At 42.9% G+C, this 16821-nt stretch carries 14 protein-coding genes; 8 read left to right on the top strand and 6 right to left on the bottom strand.

All coding sequences use genetic code 11. The features are described from left to right. Positions 1-30 precede the first annotated feature (30 nt). Complete coding sequence (thiM, locus tag ACRAD_RS07850; protein ID WP_005026310.1) at positions 31-861, top strand: hydroxyethylthiazole kinase; 831 nt, start codon at positions 31-33, stop codon at positions 859-861. 51 nt (positions 862-912) lie between these two features. Here thiM and ACRAD_RS07855 read toward each other — a convergent pair whose 3' ends face one another. Further along, entirely contained in the window at positions 913-1224 is a 312-nt protein-coding gene (locus ACRAD_RS07855) for a 5-carboxymethyl-2-hydroxymuconate Delta-isomerase (RefSeq protein ID WP_227548705.1), read from the bottom strand. Positions 1225-1329: 105 nt separating this feature from the next. Continuing rightward, the gene (locus ACRAD_RS07860; RefSeq protein ID WP_016801289.1) at positions 1330-3045 is read right to left on the bottom strand and encodes an AAA family ATPase; all 1716 of its coding nucleotides are present in this window, start codon (positions 3043-3045) and stop codon (positions 1330-1332) included. A 221-nt stretch (positions 3046-3266) separates the two neighbouring features. Here ACRAD_RS07860 and mdh point away from each other — a divergent pair, with 221 nt between their 5' ends. After that, positions 3267-4439 carry an iron-dependent methanol dehydrogenase gene (gene mdh, locus ACRAD_RS07865; RefSeq protein ID WP_005019926.1) on the top strand — a complete coding sequence of 391 codons (1173 nt, stop codon included), beginning with the start codon at positions 3267-3269 and terminating at the stop codon, positions 4437-4439. A gap of 159 nt (positions 4440-4598) precedes the next feature. Then, positions 4599-5567 (top strand): alpha/beta hydrolase, encoded by a 969-nt coding sequence (locus ACRAD_RS07870; protein ID WP_005026316.1) that lies wholly within the window; start codon positions 4599-4601, stop codon positions 5565-5567. A gap of 4 nt (positions 5568-5571) precedes the next feature. On the opposite strand, the gene ACRAD_RS07875 is transcribed toward ACRAD_RS07870, so the two are convergent. Then, positions 5572-6762, bottom strand: coding sequence for a sigma-54-dependent transcriptional regulator family protein (locus ACRAD_RS07875; RefSeq protein ID WP_005026318.1), 1191 nt, complete (start codon positions 6760-6762; stop codon positions 5572-5574). A gap of 153 nt (positions 6763-6915) precedes the next feature. Between ACRAD_RS07875 and exaC the strand changes: the two genes are divergently transcribed. The 5 genes from exaC to ACRAD_RS07900 all read left to right on the top strand — a co-directional run bounded on the left by exaC (position 6916) and on the right by ACRAD_RS07900 (position 13110). Further along, complete coding sequence (exaC, locus tag ACRAD_RS07880; protein ID WP_005026321.1) at positions 6916-8427, top strand: acetaldehyde dehydrogenase ExaC; 1512 nt, start codon at positions 6916-6918, stop codon at positions 8425-8427. Between the two features lie 206 nt (positions 8428-8633). Further along, positions 8634-10070 carry an ethanolamine permease gene (gene eat / locus ACRAD_RS07885; RefSeq protein WP_005026323.1) on the top strand — a complete coding sequence of 479 codons (1437 nt, stop codon included), beginning with the start codon at positions 8634-8636 and terminating at the stop codon, positions 10068-10070. Between the two features lie 16 nt (positions 10071-10086). Next, positions 10087-11472, top strand: coding sequence for an ethanolamine ammonia-lyase subunit EutB (locus tag ACRAD_RS07890; RefSeq protein WP_005026325.1), 1386 nt, complete (start codon positions 10087-10089; stop codon positions 11470-11472). A gap of 9 nt (positions 11473-11481) precedes the next feature. Continuing rightward, positions 11482-12288: an ethanolamine ammonia-lyase subunit EutC gene (gene eutC, locus ACRAD_RS07895; RefSeq protein ID WP_005026328.1), complete on the top strand. Its 807-nt coding sequence runs from the start codon at positions 11482-11484 to the stop codon at positions 12286-12288. 96 nt (positions 12289-12384) lie between these two features. Then, on the top strand, positions 12385-13110 hold the full coding sequence (locus ACRAD_RS07900) for a glutamine amidotransferase (protein ID WP_005026330.1): 726 nt from the start codon (positions 12385-12387) through the stop codon (positions 13108-13110). 100 nt (positions 13111-13210) lie between these two features. Here the strand turns inward: ACRAD_RS07900 and ACRAD_RS07905 are convergent, their stop codons facing one another. From ACRAD_RS07905 to tkt, 3 genes are all read right to left on the bottom strand, one after another. After that, positions 13211-13810, bottom strand: a complete 600-nt coding sequence (locus ACRAD_RS07905; RefSeq protein WP_005026338.1) for a YceI family protein — start codon at positions 13808-13810, stop codon at positions 13211-13213. A 274-nt stretch (positions 13811-14084) separates the two neighbouring features. Continuing rightward, complete coding sequence (locus ACRAD_RS07910) at positions 14085-14636, bottom strand: DUF4385 domain-containing protein (protein ID WP_005026340.1); 552 nt, start codon at positions 14634-14636, stop codon at positions 14085-14087. A gap of 160 nt (positions 14637-14796) precedes the next feature. Next, positions 14797-16785, bottom strand: a complete 1989-nt coding sequence (gene tkt, locus ACRAD_RS07915; protein ID WP_005026341.1) for a transketolase — start codon at positions 16783-16785, stop codon at positions 14797-14799. Positions 16786-16821: the final 36 nt, after the last annotated feature.

The raw sequence follows: 16821 nt of genomic DNA on the forward strand, positions 1-16821 counted from the left end.
TCATATTTAAAGATTACATCAAGGTAAAAAATGAGCTTTACTGAACAAAAAAATACACTCCTCCAGCAGGTTATACAGGCATGGACGCGATTACAGGAACAGCAACCCTTGGTACAATGCATTACTAATAGTGTCGCTACCAATTATGCTGCGAATATTCTACTGGCAGCGGGCGCTTCACCAGCCATGATTGATAACCCTTTTGAAGCAGAAAGTTTTGCAAATGTTACATCAGCCTTGAGTATTAATTTGGGCACACCGACGACTGAACAGATGCAGGCCATGCTGATTTCAGCACAAACTGTTGATCATAAAAGTACACCTTGGGTACTGGACCCTGTAGGCTATGGACCAGTTTTAAAATGGCGCAGTAGTATGGTTGATCAGCTCTTGGCATTTAAGCCCTCAGTCATCCGGGGTAATGCCTCTGAGATCAGCGCACTCGCTGGTAAGCAGGTTGAGGCTAAAGGCGTAGACAGTACCATAAGCAGTCATACCGTTTACAGACAGGCACAATGTCTGCTTGTGCATAGTGAGTGTATTGCCATTTCTGGTGAAGCAGATTTTATTCTGTCACGCGAGCTTGGACTGGTCATACAGGTCAATGGTGGTAGCTATCTACAACCTAAGGTTACAGCCACAGGTTGTGCGCTGGGCGCACTGATTGCAGCTTATAGTGCAGTTACTACACCCACTATTGCAGCTCTGGCAGCCCACTTGCATTTTGCTATTGCCGGCAAACTGGCATATGAGAAAATTGCCAGTGTGGGTAGTTTTAATGTGGTCTTTATGGATTATATCCACACTCTCAATAGTGAAATGCTACTACAATATGCTGATTTTCAGCTGATTGATTTCTAGATAGAAATTCCGGCTAAATATCTTCATATTGCCAATTTAATTCATATATTTTTAACAGTTTACTATCTGTTTAAGATAATTTTCTTTATCCATCTCTAATAACTGTACACACAGCTGGATCTGCAGGTCATTATCTGTCTTATAATAGTCCTGCTGTGTAAGCACATGCATTAAAGCCTCTCGGACCCGCTGTTTCTGTTCATTTGTACGGCCATTGAACAGGGAAAATTCAACATATATATATGCTTGTGAACTGTCTCCTTCACCAATCAGGAAATCTTCATTGCAATAAAGACGTGCCTTAATATCATTCGGCTGGAACAGTTTACTTTCAATTAATACCTGGTTAATCCGTTTAAGCAGTTTGGGACGGTCTAACTATTCTATATTTGCGGAATATTCAACAACAACATGTGGCATAACGCTTCCTGCTGGTTCTATATATAATAACTTTTGAATTTTTCAGGTTCATTCTATAAAAAGCAGGGCCAGACGGACCTGATCATAACCCATACGTGGACTGGTCGCTTCAACAATAGGACGTAATTTAATCGAACCATCATCATTAAAGTTTTCACTGCGCTTGCTCTTTTGCAAACGTTTATAAAGTTTGCGTACCTGCTCGACCACTTCCTCTCCCGGATGGGCAACTGAAATATCGAGTCCCTGTTCTTTATGCAAGCGTGCCAGATGATTGATCACCGTCGCTGCTGTTAAACCGCGTTCCTGTGCAATATCCTGAATATCATAACCATCTTCAAATAAAGCCTTGGTTTCATCAAGCGTAGCAGAACCATAATTCGGCTTATTTCCTGCTTTGGCAATTTTTTTCTCATTGCGCTGGATTTCGGTTTCATTAAGTGTACCACCACAATGCCGGATAAAAGCCTTATGCTGCGCTGTTAAATCTGTATCGGCAAAATGGGTCTCGGCTTCTTGAGAAAGTTCCTGAAAACGGCGATCTGCTTTAATAGCTAAACTGTCCAGTTCCAAAGCCTGGTCATTAAATCCTACCAGTTTCAAGCCTTCCAGTGATTTTAGCCGGGACAATGCCACATAACCTTGACCCTTTTCAAAAGTATGGCTCAGATTAATTTCTGCGGCTTCTAAAGTCATTCCTTGGCTTTTATGGATCGTAATAGCCCAAGCCAGACGTAAAGGAATTTGCTGAAAACTTGCAATAACCTTTCCGGCTTCATTTTCAATTGACCAGGTTTCTGGGGCAACAAGCAGTGTTGTATCATCGGTCAGCTTGACTTTCGGTAACAGGCCATGTTCATCATCTTCTTCAAAACCGATCACTTCACCCAAACTGCCATTAATATAGCCCAGATCAAAATTATTTTTTACAAACATCACTTTGGCATGCTTTTTTAAAGTGAGATTTTCGGGAGCGCGCACTGATGATTTTAAAGTCTCTACCAGCTTTTCATTACCGTCACATACAGCTTCAAACTGGTGTTCGTCGCCTTCGATGGCATTCAGATGCTGGTAGTTTAAGCTGTCTACATCCATATTGTGGGTATAGAGACGGGTAAAGGTTTCTCCAATATCATGCTGTCGGGACTTTTTTAAAGCCTGAATATGCTGCGGATGAATTCGCTGGGCACGTATTGCATTTAATACCTGATTCAGGACTTCGTCGTCCTGACGATGCTGCTCGGTCAGATAACAGACGCGGAACTTGGCTTCTACCCAGGCATCAGACATAAAGCAGAATTTATCACGATTACGCTCATCATTTTTGCCAACCGGGGGGAGCTGAAAAAAATCGCCTGCTGCAATCACCTGAATACCCCCAAATGCGGCGTCAGATTCTTTGAAGTATTTCAATACCTGATTAACGAGATTGAGCTGCTTCGCATGCAACATGGAGATCTCGTCAATAATCAGCACCTGCGCATTTTCAAGATGCTCCTTGAGGTATTTGCGCTCTTTCATGCGCTTTAGATCATCATCACTTAAAAAATCTTTAATACCGATGCCTGCCCAGGTATGAATGGTCATGCCATTCATATGTGTCGCGGCAATACCGGTTGAGGCAGTAATTGCTACCGGGACTTTTCGTGCTTTCAGGTAGTTAATGTACTGGTTGAGCGTATAGGTTTTTCCTGCACCTGCCGAACCTGTCAAAAAGACATTTTCACCCGCTTTCATCAGTTTAAGTGCAGTTTCTTGTTTCATAACCCGGATCATTTCATAAGAGCGTGCATAGCTTACCGGCTTTTCACTAAAAATTAAATCTGCCTGTCATGCAACAAATTCAAGTATTTGATTTTTAAATTTTTACCTTGGACAAAAAATGGTAGGTATTTGGTAGGTGCAAAAAACACTTAATTTTTTTAATACTATGCTTAAGGTGAGGGTCACCTGTAAACAACAATGATAGAAGAAGGAATCTCTTCATGGCTTTTAAAAATATTGCAGATCAAACTAACGGTTTTTATATTCCTTGTGTATCTTTATTTGGTCCAGGCTGTGCAAAGGAAATTGGTAGCAAAGCACAAAATCTGGGTGCAAAAAAAGCTTTAATCGTGACAGATGAAGGCTTATTCAAATTTGGTGTAGCGCATACGATTGCCGGCTACCTAACCGAAGCTGGAGTAGAAAGCCACATTTTTCCAGGTGCTGAACCTAATCCGACTGATATAAATGTGCATAAAGGCGTCGAAGCATACAATGAAAATGGCTGTGACTTTATTGTATCTCTAGGCGGCGGTTCTTCACATGACTGTGCAAAAGGTATTGGGCTTGTCACTGCTGGTGGCGGTCATATCCGTGATTATGAAGGTATTGATAAAAGTACCGTACCAATGACGCCACTGATTGCAATCAATACTACGGCAGGCACAGCATCTGAAATGACCCGCTTCTGTATCATTACCAATACAGATACCCACGTTAAAATGGCAATAGTTGACTGGCGCTGTACTCCCCTGATTGCGATTGATGACCCTAAATTAATGATGGCTAAACCTGCCGGCTTGACTGCTGCCACAGGTATGGATGCCCTGACTCATGCCGTAGAAGCTTATGTCTCGACTGCAGCAAATCCGATTACAGATGCCTGTGCTGAAAAAGCAATCAGTATGATTAGCGAATGGTTGCGTCCGGCAGTCGCCAATGGTGACAATATTGAAGCCCGTGATGCCATGAGCTATGCGCAATATCTGGCTGGTATGGCGTTTAATAATGCATCTTTAGGCTATGTACATGCTATGGCACACCAGTTAGGTGGTTTCTATAACCTGCCGCACGGCGTATGTAATGCCATTTTATTACCACATGTGTGCGAATTTAACCTGATTTCCTGCCCAGACCGTTACCGGAAAATTGCAGAACTGATGGGTGTAAATACTGAAGGCTTAACAGTGACTGAAGCAGCTTACGCTGCAATTGATGCAATTCGAGAACTTTCTACCTCAATTGGTATTCCATCAGGTTTAAATGAGCTGAACGTAAAAGAAGCTGATCTGGCTATTATGGCCGAAAATGCGCAAAAAGATGCCTGTATGCTCACCAACCCACGTAAGGCAACACATGCACAGGTGGTAGAAATGTTTAAAGCGGCGATGTAAGTCAATCCTCCAATCAGTGACTTGCTGTACGTTTAAGGAATATCAGTACTTTGATATTCCTTTTTTTAGCTTATACATTTTTGAGGTCGTTTCAGGAATTGACAAAATTGCTCATTTCATCAAGCATAAGGAAAATAACAACACCTTATAATCTTTCTTATGACTTCCCCAAAAACAGCAATAAACTACCAACCAGACGTGCTAGGTGAAGGCTACCAGCAGCTGCGCCTACATGTACAAGCTCATACCTCCGGCCCGGTAATTGCGACGTTAGTCCGTAAAAAGGCCGCTCAAGCTACCCGCAAGGCTGTGCTTTATATTCATGGCTTTCTGGACTATTTTTTCCAAACTGAAATGGCAGAGCAATTTAACCAGCATGGCTTTGACTTTTACGCTGTTGATCTGCATAACTATGGCCGATCATATTTGCCTCATCAGGAACTCTACCGTGTTAAAGAGCTAGAGGAATATGATGCTGAGATCACTCAGGCACTGCTACAGATTCAGCAGGAACAGCATGATATGGTCCTGCTGGCAGGTCACTCAACTGGCGGGCTGATCAGCACTTTGTATGCAACTCATTACCCAGAGCATCCTCTAATTAAGGCTCTGTGGCTAAACAGTCCATTTTATGATTTTAACCTGTCAGCTATTGAGAAAAAATTTGGTTTGCCGGCGCTGAGTCAGGTGGCTAAATATTTGCCTAAATTACGCTTTCCAAGTGGCTTAAACCGTTGGTATGTCCCGAGTCTGCATCAAAAGTGGTATGGTGAATGGGTTTTTGATCTGAACTGGAAACCTCAGGCTTATCCAAAGGTTGAATTAAGTTTTATCCGCGCTATTTTTGAAGCACAAAAAGAAATTCATCAGGGCATAACAATCAGGGTGCCTGTACTGGTTATGCATTCTCACCAGACTAAGAATCCGAGACGCTGGAACAAGACTGCACTCAATAGTGATGTAATTCTGAATGTCAGAGATATCAAAAAATATGCACAAAAGATTCAGGGTAAGGTAACCATTCAAACTATAAAAAATGGCTTACATGATCTGGTGCTATCACAAAAACCTGTACGTATGCAGGTCTACAGACAATTGTTTGACTGGTTAGACGAACAGGAACTTTAACAGTTTATTGCTGTATTTCCCGGTATTTCAATACTAACTGATGGGCAGGATGGCCGGCAGGCAAGAGATCGGCCAGCCGTTCAATGGCGTCAATTGCTTCCGGGACGTGGGCAATATGCTTAAGCAGTACATCGCTCTGATTCGACTGGAAAATTGCTTCACTTAAACGTGATTCAAGACAGTCACGCCAGGCACATAAAAATGGGCTTTCGGTCTTTGCTAGGAAAATTCCACGACAGGCCTGAATCGCTGTTTCAACATAACCAGCGTCGAGTGCCTGTTCAGCCTGCAAAAAATCTGCTTCAACCTGCGCCAGCAAGCGATAAGGACGCGAACCCAGCATTCCCCCCAGTACATCACGTAATTGTGACATTTCTGCTTTTAAGGTTCCCATGCTGATCTTGCGCTCACCATAGAGTGCCTGATGCAAATTATCCAGATTTAAGCCTTGAGGACATAAAGCCAAAATGGCTAAAATCTCGATTTGCCGTGGTGTAAGAACCAGCCCTTTACCATTAAAAATAACTTTTGGTACAGCAAAGGCACGAATATACAAGCGCTGTTTCTGATGTTCAATCAAAGCAGTTTGAATAATCGATGCGCAGCGTTCTGCGGCCAGCAGCCCCAGACTGTTATGATGATCCCAGGTTGTTGATAAATCAATCACTCCCAGAACCTGTCTGGAATACGGATCAATCACAGGTGCTGCATAACAGACCCAGTCATGAATAGACTCCATATAGTGCTCATTAGAGAACACACAGGAAGACTGCTGGGTTTTTAAACTTAAAGCCAGCGCGTTGGTTCCTACCAGTTCTTCACGCCATTGCCCGCCTTCAACGAAATGCACTTTTTCTGCTGCATTACGCATTTGTCCACTCGATGCTGACCAGATAATTGTACTTCCGATGTCCCCTACCGCAATCACCATGGCAGACTGTTCAGCTACATGACGTAAATCTTCAGCACAATGTTCCAGCGCAAACTTTAAGGGATTAGCAGAGCCTGGAATATATTTTAAATCTTGCAAGGGCGCAGCTACCCGGCCTTTAGGTATCTCGGCTGTAGCCGAACGCTGCCAGGAACTAAGTATACTCTGACTGAGCTTCTGGGCATTTCCAGGCGATAGACTGCTACTGTGCCTAAGCTTTTCAATGGTACTACGTTGTTGCTGCAGGTCTTGTTTTGTAAACATTTGTACATTCCTTGCAAATTGTCACTTTTTCCAACCTTTCTCCAACCTTATTTTTTATATGCTAAATAAATAGTATGCGAAAGTAGCCTTATACCAAAGCGGTATAAAAATTCGCAGCTACACAAATTAAATTATAAGCAAAGGAAGATAAACATGCGTTATGCCGATCCTAATCAACCTGGTTCAAAAGTTCAGTTCAAAGCTCAATATGACAACTTCATTGGGGGAGAATGGGTAGCTCCGGTAAAAGGAGAATACTTCGAAAATATCTCGCCAGTCGATGGCAAAGTCTTTACTAAAGTTGCCCGCTCTTCTGTTGAAGATATTGAACTTGCTCTCGATGCCGCGCATAAGGCCAAAGAGCAATGGAATCGCTCGTCACCAACAACACGCTCAAACCTGCTTCTCAAAATTGCAGATCGCCTAGAAGCCAACCTTGAACAACTCGCTGTAGCAGAAACCTGGGATAATGGCAAGCCTATCCGTGAAACCCTAGCAGCCGACATTCCACTGGCAATTGATCATTTCCGTTATTTCGCCAGCTGTATCCGTGCTCAGGAAGGCGGAATTTCTGAAATTGATGAAGATACTATTGCCTATCATTTTCATGAGCCGCTTGGTGTAGTCGGCCAGATTATTCCATGGAACTTTCCCATCCTGATGGCAGCATGGAAGATTGCACCTGCGCTAGCAGCCGGTAACTGTATCGTACTAAAACCGGCTGAACAGACACCAGTCAGTATTCTGGTCCTGGCTGAACTGATTCAGGACCTGTTGCCGGCAGGTATTCTAAACATTGTAAATGGTTATGGTGTTGAAGTAGGACGCCCGCTTGCAACCAATCCGCGTATTGCAAAAATTGCTTTCACTGGCTCAACCCAAGTGGGCCAGATGATTATGCAATATGCAACAGAAAATATTATTCCGGTTACGCTGGAGCTTGGCGGTAAGTCACCAAACCTGTTCTTTGCTGACGTTATGGATCAGCAAGATGACTATCTGGAAAAAGCTTTAGAAGGCTTCACCATGTTCGCGCTGAATCAGGGCGAAATCTGTACTTGTCCGTCACGTGCCCTGATTCAGGAGTCAATTGCTGACCAGTTCCTGGAAATGGCCATAGAACGTGTTAAACGCATCAAGACAGGCCACCCGCTAGATACTGACACCATGATTGGGGCGCAGGCCTCTCAAGAGCAGCAGGATAAAATTTTAGGATGTATTGCTACCGGACGCGAAGAAGGTGCTCAGGTACTGGTAGGTGGTGGACAGCGTAATGAGGTGGGTCAAGGCTTCTATATTGAACCAACGATCTTCAAGGGTGATAACAGCATGAAAATTTTCCAGGAAGAAATTTTCGGTCCTGTGCTGTCGGTAACTACTTTTAAAGATTTTGATGAAGCCATTAAAATTGCCAATGATACAATCTATGGTCTAGGTGCAGGTGTCTGGTCACGTTCAGCCCATACTTCCTACCGCGCTGGCCGTGCGATTGAAGCAGGTCGTGTCTGGACTAACTGCTATCACATCTACCCTGCTCATGCTGCCTTCGGTGGATACAAGAAATCAGGAATTGGCCGTGAAAATCATAAAATGATGCTTGATCATTACCAGCAAACCAAGAACCTGCTGGTAAGCTACTCAACCAAACCAGCTGGCTTCTTCTAGGAATTCCGAATTGATTTATTTACGGCTACTTCAGGTAGCCGTAAATCTTTTCCGATATTTAACTTTTACTACTTTATAAATTTAGCAAAATAATAAAACTGCTACTCAAATAGAATGGTATATCAGGCTTGGAAGCCTGCTTTAGATCTTGGTACTAAAATTGCATTTATGACCAGATCAAACATAATAAAAAAATGGAGTACATTATGAACAATCCAAAGATTGTTGATGCAACTGCTTCTTCTACCCTGCGCACCCAAAAAGAATATTTTGCCAAACGGCAACTTAAACAAGGTGCGGTCGGCTGGCTGCTGCTGGTCGGCTTAGGTGTTGCCTATGTGATTTCAGGAGATTTCGCCGGATGGAATTTTGGCCTCGCACAAGGTGGCTGGGGCGGTATGTTTATTGCGACAGCAGTAGTGGCAGTCATGTATCTGTGCATGTGTCTCTCTATGTCAGAAATGGCCACCATGTTGCCTACCGCCGGAGGAGGCTACAGTTTTGCCCGTACCGCATTCGGACCTTTTGGCGGATATCTGACCGGTACTGCTATTCTGATTGAATACTCCATTGCACCTGCAGCCATCGCCTGTTTCATTGGTGCATATTGTGAATCATTGTTTGGTGTGGGTGGCTGGATCATTTATCTGGTGTGTTATCTAGTCTTTATGGGCATACACCTTAAAGGTGCTGGTGAGGCATTAAAAATTATTTTTGTTATTACCGCGATTGCTGCTGTGGCATTGCTGGTCTTTATTATAGCCATGATCCCGCACTTTAACAGTGCAAACCTGTTTAATATTGCAGTATCTGACAAAGCCGGTGCCAGTGCTTTCTTACCGATGGGTTATTTAGGAATATGGGCTGCCGTACCTTATGCCATCTGGTTCTTTCTGGCAGTCGAAGGTGTACCGTTAGCTGCTGAAGAAGCCAAAGACCCAACCCGCTCCTTACCCCGTGGTCTGATTGGTTCAATGCTGATACTGGCAGCATTTGCCCTGCTTATTTTGTTTTTAGGTGCTGGCGCAGCTGGAGCAAACCAGTTAAAAGACTCTGGAGCTCCCTTGGTGGATGCCCTGGTTGCCGTATATGGTGAACATACCCGGCTTGCAGGTTTTGTCAACTTTGTTGGACTGGCAGGTCTGATTGCGAGTTTTTTCTCTATCATTTATGCCTATTCTCGTCAGATTTTTGCGTTGTCCCGTGCCGGTTATCTGCCAACATCTCTCTCTTTAACCAATAAAAATAAAGCTCCCTATCTGGCAATTATCATTCCTGGAATTATTGGCTTTGCCCTGTCCCTTACTGGTGAAGGTGATTTGCTGATTCTTATGGCTGTTTTTGGTGCGACTATTTCTTATGTTCTGATGATGCTTTCACACATCAAACTGCGTCTATCTCGTCCAGATATGGATCGGCCTTATAAGACTCCAGGTGGAATAGTGACATCAGGTATTGCTTTGATACTGGCCTTAATTGCAGTCATTGCAGGTTTTCTGGTTGATCCAAAAGTCTGGTTTATAGCAGCAGGAATTTATATAGCTTTTATTGTCTATTTTCTGGTTTATAGCCGCCATCGGCTGGTACAGGGAACACCTGAAGAAGAGTTTGAAAATATCAGAAAGGCAGAACAGGAACTTTAAAAAGGGATAGATTCTTATGCGTTATCAGACCACAATCGCTCAACAGAACTATATTTTTCCAGATCTAAAGACTCTGATGGCTAAAGCTTCACCGCTACGTTCGGGAGACGAACTGGCTGGAATCGCTGCGCAAAATGCAACCGAGCGAGTCGCTGCACAAATGGCTCTCGCTGAAGTTCCATTAAAAAATTTTTTAAATGAAGTGTTGGTCGATTATGAAACTGATGAAGTAACTCGGCTAATTATTGATGAACATGATGCACAGTCTTTTTACCCGATTGCACATTTTACCGTAGGTGACTTTAGAAACTGGCTGCTCAGTGCAGAGGCAACTACTGAAAAACTGCAGGCACTAAGCCCGGGTTTAATACCAGAAATGGTGGCAGCGGTTAGTAAAATCATGAGGAATCAGGATTTAATACTAGTAGCCAGCAAATGTGAAATTATTACCCGCTTTCGTAATACCGTAGGCTTAAAGGGCCGTCTTTCTACCCGTTTACAACCAAACCATCCTACAGATGACCTGCTCGGTATTTCAGCTAGTATCTTGGATGGACTCATGTACGGCAATGGTGATGCAGTCATTGGAATTAATCCTGCGACTGACAATTTACAGAATCTTTCTGAGCTTTTAAAACTATTGGACCATATCATTCAGGATTATCAGATTCCAACCCAGTCCTGTGTATTGACCCATGTCAGTTCAGGCATTCATCTGGCCAACCAGAATGTTCCGGTTGATCTGATGTTTCAGTCGATTGCCGGTACTGAACTTGCAAATCGAGGCTTCGGAATCTCACTGGCCATGTTACAGGAAGGCTATGAAGCCGCCTTAAGCCTTAAGCGTGGGACAATAGGGCAAAATGTCATGTATTTTGAAACTGGTCAAGGAAGTGCCTTGTCCAGTAATGCTCATCACGGGGTTGACCAGCAGACCATTGAAACACGGGCCTATGCGGTTGCACGCAAGTTCAATCCTTTTTTAGTAAATACTGTAGTTGGCTTTATTGGTCCAGAATATCTGTACAATGGCAAACAGATTATCCGTGCCGGTCTGGAAGACCATTTCTGTGGCAAGCTCATGGGTTTACCTATGGGGTGTGATATTTGTTATACCAATCATGCTGATGCTGATCAGGATGATATGGACACCCTGCTGACCTTACTGGCCACAGCAGGAATCAATTTTATTATGGGAATACCGGGTTCAGATGATGTTATGCTGAACTACCAGACTACATCTTTTCATGACGCTTTATACGCTCGCCAGCTTTTAGGATTACAGCCAGCACCAGAGTTCGCTCACTGGCTGGAGCAGCAAGGAATTCTCCGTCAGCAGCACCAACAGATTGAATGGGCAAAGCAAATGCCCGAACAGTTCTCCAGACTTCTAAAATCATAAGGAGAAATGATGAAACTTTATCCGGACACCCACTATTCTGCTGCCTTGCATGAAAATGACTGGGCACAGCTCAAACGTTTTACAGATGCCCGCATTGCCTTGGGACGCGCAGGTTGTAGTATCCCCACAAATGAGCTTCTAAAATTCCAGCTAGCACATGCACAAGCTAAAGATGCCGTGTTGTGTCAGCTTAATATTCCCAAACTTCAGCAACAGCTTGAGCAGTTAGAGTTAGAACACATACATGTGCAAAGCCAAGCCAGCAATAAAGAGCTTTACTTAAAACATCCTGATCTTGGCCGGGTACTGTCTGATGAATCGCGGACATTAGTCAGAGAATATGTAACAAAGTCAGCTCAAACATTCGATGTAGTTATTGTCGCAGGCGATGGTTTGTCCGCTTTGGCAATTGAAGAAAATGCCATACCTTTTATACAGTTAATGCAGCAGGAAGTGCAACAGCAAGGCTGGTCGCTTGCACCGGTCATTCTGGCTACAGGCAGTCGGGTTGCTCTAGGGGACGAAATTGCACAAACGCTTCAGGCCAGAATGTTGATTATGCTTATTGGTGAACGTCCAGGTTTAAGTTCCCCCGACAGTATGGGCGTTTATTATACCTGGCAAGCTAAAACTGGCTGTCAGGATTCTGCCCGAAACTGTATTTCCAATATCCGCCCTGCAGGGCTCTCCCTGCATGTAGCTGCTCAACGTTTAATAGCGCTTATGCAAAAATCAGCCCGGCTTCAACTTTCAGGTGTCCATCTGAAAGATGAACATACTCTAAATACTGAAATAAAAAATCAGTCTGTAAAATAACTTTTTTGACCTCTTCAATTATTCATTAAAAATAGTGCTCTGCTTGAGCACTAATTCGCCTTAGAATATTGCCAACCGAGAATACGAATTTAAACAATGTCAAAGCAATCTGTATTTCCTAAAACTATTTACGTTGTTCAACATGTTGCCTTTGAAGATCTAGGATCACTGGAAGATCTTTTTTATCAACTGGGGTATCGTGTACGTTACTTTGAAGCTGGCGTAGATGTGCTTGAACCGGCATTCTTACATGCAGGTCTAACCATTATTCTTGGCGGCCCAATTGGTGTATATGAAACTGAAGAATATCCGTTTTTACAGATCGAGATTGATCTTTTAAAGCAGCGGCTTGCATCCGAGCTGCCTACTATCGGTATATGTTTAGGAGCACAATTGATTGCCTATGCCTTGAACGCTAAAGTCTATGCAGGCCCGCAAAAAGAAATAGGTTGGAGTACACTGCTCTTAAATGAGACAGAGGATAATCCATTAGCACCTTTAGCAAATACGCCTGTTCTGCATTGGCACGGCGATACATTTGATTTACCGGCTGGTGCTACTTTACTTGCCAGTTCTACTTTATATAAAAATCAGGCTTTTTCCCTCGGCAAAAATATTCTGGCGCTACAGTTTCATCTTGAAGTTGCCGGAGATTCTTTTGAGCCTTGGCTGGTGGGACATACCTGTGAGCTAAAGCAGGCGAAACTCTCTATTAACCAATTGCGTGCTGACCATGAGCAATATGCAGATGAGCTTGAACAGCAGTGTGCACTTGTTCTTCAAAATTTCCTGAATGGACTTGAACAGACAGTGAATAAATAAGTTCTTTTGGCAGCCTATACTTTCAGATTATTTATATTTTTATAATTTAAAATATAAAAAAGCGCCCGACTGGGCGCTTTTTCAGCCTAGAAAACATCTATTATTTTTTAGGTGTTGCCTGAGCTACAGAAGCTTCAGTCGTAATTTGTACAGTGATTTTATCACCAACATTCGGGACATAGCTTGCAATTCCGAAATCAGAACGCTTAAATGAAGTCGTAGCATTAAAACCAATCGATTGAGCTTTGGTCATTGGATGCTCGCCTTGCTTATTTAACACAGCATCTAGTACAACTGGTTTAGTAATTCCTTTTACCGTCAGGTTACCGGTAATTTTAAAATGCTTCTTGTCTTTTTTAGGTTCGACTTTAGTACTTTTAAAGGTAATAGTTGGATATTTTGCAGCATCAAACCATTCAGCTTTAGCCAAGTGTTCATCTAAAGCCTTTACATTCGTATTCAGGCTGGAAACAGGAATAGTCACATCTACAGATGAGTTGGCAGGTTTTGCGTTATCTACCTTAATTGTACCCTGAATATTAGAAAAATTGGCATACGGTGTAGAAAAACCAAAATGGTCCCAAGAAAACACTGTCGCAGTATGTGTTGGATCAATTTTATAATCCACCGGTTTAGCCATGCTTAAAGTAGTTGTAACTGCAACTGCCAGACCTAAACCAAAAACTTTTAAAGATTTCATTTTTTATAACTCACTAGAAGAATAAACATTATTGTAGAGATTGAAAAATAAATTACAGTCTTATGCTTAAAACGTACCGTCTCATATATAGAACGTATAAAAATCATCATTATGAAGAAGAATTTAAATAACTCTTCTGTTCACTTAATTTAATCTTTACAGTAACAAAGAGTCAGTAAAATTCGTATATTTTTTGTTTTTACAATTCTAATAAGATGGTTGAGTGTAGTTCACCAGATTTTTTCTTTAACTCATCTCGAACCAGTCTGTTCTATTAATTTTTATAGTCTTCTATAAATTTTTGTCTCAGCTTCAAATATAATTCATGCTGTTTTGCCATATCCCATTTCTCTTTAAAAATACGTGCTGCCGCAGCTTTAATTGGATCCTCAGTATCGCGTGGTAATGCCTGCCGGCCATGAGCGCCACTAAGACCTTTTTTGTCACTAGGCACAGGCCCCTGATATTTTTTTCCCCCTTTATGATTTGCATAACGCCGGGCACGGGTATAACCCATCTGTAAAAATTTTCGGGCCATATCTGCGCCAACAAAATCTTGCTGCTTTAAATAGTCCAGAAATAGTTGATAAATTTTTTGACTGCTCTGCTCAGCCTTTTCAATATCAGCAAAGCGCCAGTGAGGCAAAATCTCGGATTTATAGGGCTCAACCAGTAAAACACCCTGCTCTCCACGGCCAATTTCATAAAGCTCAGGGTGCTGACGAAAGTTAATCTTTTTAAAGTCGAGCGAATAATCAAAGCTATCTGATTTTACCCGGGCTGTTCGTCGCGGAATCTTTTTTTCTTGAGATGGCTGCTCTGTCATATTTTAAAATAATCTGAACTACTTAATTTATTTTTAAAATAGAAAACAGTCCAAATAAAGTAGTAATGCGTAAGTTATACTGGATTTACTCAGTCATACTTTTAAAGCCAGAATAAAAAAGCGCCCTGATTAAGAGCGCTTTTTTATCTTACCCAAAGAATCAGGCAGTCAGTTCATTTACCGCAGCTACAACAGCTTCAGTAGTAATACCAAAGTACTTAAACAGGTCTTTAGCAGGCGCGGACTCACCATAGGTGGTCATACCAATTACTTTACCGTCCAGCCCGACAAACTTCCACCAGTAATCCACATGTGCTGCTTCTACTGCAACACGGGCACGAATATGGGCAGGCAGTACAGATTCACGGTATACCGCTTCCTGTTTCATGAATTCTTCGGCACATGGCATAGACACTACACGTACACCTTCAAGCTGTGCATATGCTTCCATTGCCAGGGATACCTCTGAGCCTGTAGCAATAATAATTGCTTTTAGCTCGCCTTTTTCTTTTGCCAGAACATAACCACCTTTGGCTACATTCTGAATCTGTTCTTCAGTACGTTGCTGGAATGGCAGATTTTGACGGGAGAAAATCAAGGCAGATGGACCATCTTTACGTAGTAGAGCAGATTTCCAGGAAACTGCAGCTTCAACAGTGTCTGCTGGACGCCAAGTATTCAGGTTTGGCGTAGAACGTAACGAAGCAATTTGTTCGATTGGCTGATGCGTCGGACCATCTTCCCCCAGACCGATTGAGTCATGCGTATAAACATGAATGACACGTTGCTTCATGAGTGCAGACATACGTACGGCGTTACGTGCATATTCCATGAACATGAGGAAGGTCGCCACGTAAGGAATAAAACCGCCATGCAGTGCTACACCATTGGCAATTGCAGTCATACCGAATTCACGTACACCATAGTACACATAATTACCGGCCGGATTAGTCTGTATACCTTCACAGCCTTTCCATAAGGTCAGATTTGACCCGGCAAGGTCAGCAGAGCCACCTAACAGTTCTGGTAACAACGGACCAAATGCCTGAAGTGTGTTCTGGCTCGCTTTACGTGAAGCGATGGTTTCCTCTTTGCTGTTAACTTCCGCAATAAAGGCATCTGCTTTGGCAACAAATTCTTCAGGCAAGTCACCATTTAGACGGCGTAACAATTCAGCAGCTTCGGTTGGATATTTTGCCTGATACTGGGCAAAAACCTCATTCCATTCAGCTTCAGCCTGTTGACCTTTTACTTTAGCATCCCAAGCTTTATAGACATCTTCAGCAATAATAAAGTCTGTATCGGTCCATGCCATAGTCGTACGGGAGAGTGTGATTTCATCCAGTCCCAACGGAGCGCCATGACAGTCTTCTTTACCCTGTTTATTCGGCGAACCTAATCCGATAATCGTTTTACAGATAACTAAAGTTGGTTTCTGAGTTTCAGCTTTAGCTTCAATCGTTGCCTGACGAATAGCTTCAGTATCATGACCGTCTACACGTAACACCTGCCAGCCATATGCTTCAAAGCGTTTTTGTGTATCATCACTGAACCAGCCTTCAACTTCACCATCAATTGAAATGCCGTTGTCATCGTAATAGGCAATCAGTTTACCCAGACCTAAAGTTCCAGCCAGTGAACAGACTTCATGCGAAATGCCTTCCATCAGACAGCCATCACCTAGGAAACAGTAGGTATAATGGTCAACTACCTTAATATCATCTTTATTGAACTGTGCAGCCAATGTTTTTTCAGCAAGTGCGAAGCCTACTGCATTTGCAATACCCTGACCTAGAGGCCCAGTAGTTGTTTCAACACCTGGTGTATAGCCTAACTCTGGATGGCCCGGAGTTTTTGAATGCAACTGACGGAAGTTTTTTAGATCTTCGATTGAAAGGTCATAACCTGTCAAATGCAGAAGAGCATATTGCAGCATTGAGCCATGACCATTTGAAAGGACAAAGCGGTCACGGTTGGCCCACTGCGGGTTGGTCGGGTTGTGGCTCAAGAAATCACGCCAAACCACTTCAGCGATATCTGCCATCCCCATTGGCGCGCCTGGATGTCCAGAATTTGCTTTTTGCACTGCATCCATGGCGAGTACACGAATTGCATTTGCAATACGGCGTTCATTAAGGGGGGTTGTCATAGGTCAGATTCCAATAAATTCGTCAGAAAAAGAAAA

The organism is Acinetobacter radioresistens DSM 6976 = NBRC 102413 = CIP 103788, assembly GCF_006757745.1.
Taxonomy (GTDB): domain Bacteria; phylum Pseudomonadota; class Gammaproteobacteria; order Pseudomonadales; family Moraxellaceae; genus Acinetobacter; species Acinetobacter radioresistens.

Excerpts from the sequence above, each read along its gene's own strand:
- thiM (WP_005026310.1), top strand. The coding sequence starts at position 31 with ATGAGCTTTACTGAACAAAAAAATACACTCCTCCAGCAGGTTATACAG.
- ACRAD_RS07860 (WP_016801289.1), bottom strand. The coding sequence starts at position 3,045 with ATGAAACAAGAAACTGCACTTAAACTGATGAAAGCGGGTGAAAATGTC.
- mdh (WP_005019926.1), top strand. The coding sequence starts at position 3,267 with ATGGCTTTTAAAAATATTGCAGATCAAACTAACGGTTTTTATATTCCT.
- ACRAD_RS07870 (WP_005026316.1), top strand. The coding sequence starts at position 4,599 with ATGACTTCCCCAAAAACAGCAATAAACTACCAACCAGACGTGCTAGGT.
- ACRAD_RS07875 (WP_005026318.1), bottom strand. The coding sequence starts at position 6,762 with ATGTTTACAAAACAAGACCTGCAGCAACAACGTAGTACCATTGAAAAG.
- exaC (WP_005026321.1), top strand. The coding sequence starts at position 6,916 with ATGCGTTATGCCGATCCTAATCAACCTGGTTCAAAAGTTCAGTTCAAA.
- eat (WP_005026323.1), top strand. The coding sequence starts at position 8,634 with ATGAACAATCCAAAGATTGTTGATGCAACTGCTTCTTCTACCCTGCGC.
- ACRAD_RS07890 (WP_005026325.1), top strand. The coding sequence starts at position 10,087 with ATGCGTTATCAGACCACAATCGCTCAACAGAACTATATTTTTCCAGAT.
- eutC (WP_005026328.1), top strand. The coding sequence starts at position 11,482 with ATGAAACTTTATCCGGACACCCACTATTCTGCTGCCTTGCATGAAAAT.
- ACRAD_RS07900 (WP_005026330.1), top strand. The coding sequence starts at position 12,385 with ATGTCAAAGCAATCTGTATTTCCTAAAACTATTTACGTTGTTCAACAT.
- ACRAD_RS07905 (WP_005026338.1), bottom strand. The coding sequence starts at position 13,810 with ATGAAATCTTTAAAAGTTTTTGGTTTAGGTCTGGCAGTTGCAGTTACA.
- ACRAD_RS07910 (WP_005026340.1), bottom strand. The coding sequence starts at position 14,636 with ATGACAGAGCAGCCATCTCAAGAAAAAAAGATTCCGCGACGAACAGCC.
- tkt (WP_005026341.1), bottom strand. The coding sequence starts at position 16,785 with ATGACAACCCCCCTTAATGAACGCCGTATTGCAAATGCAATTCGTGTA.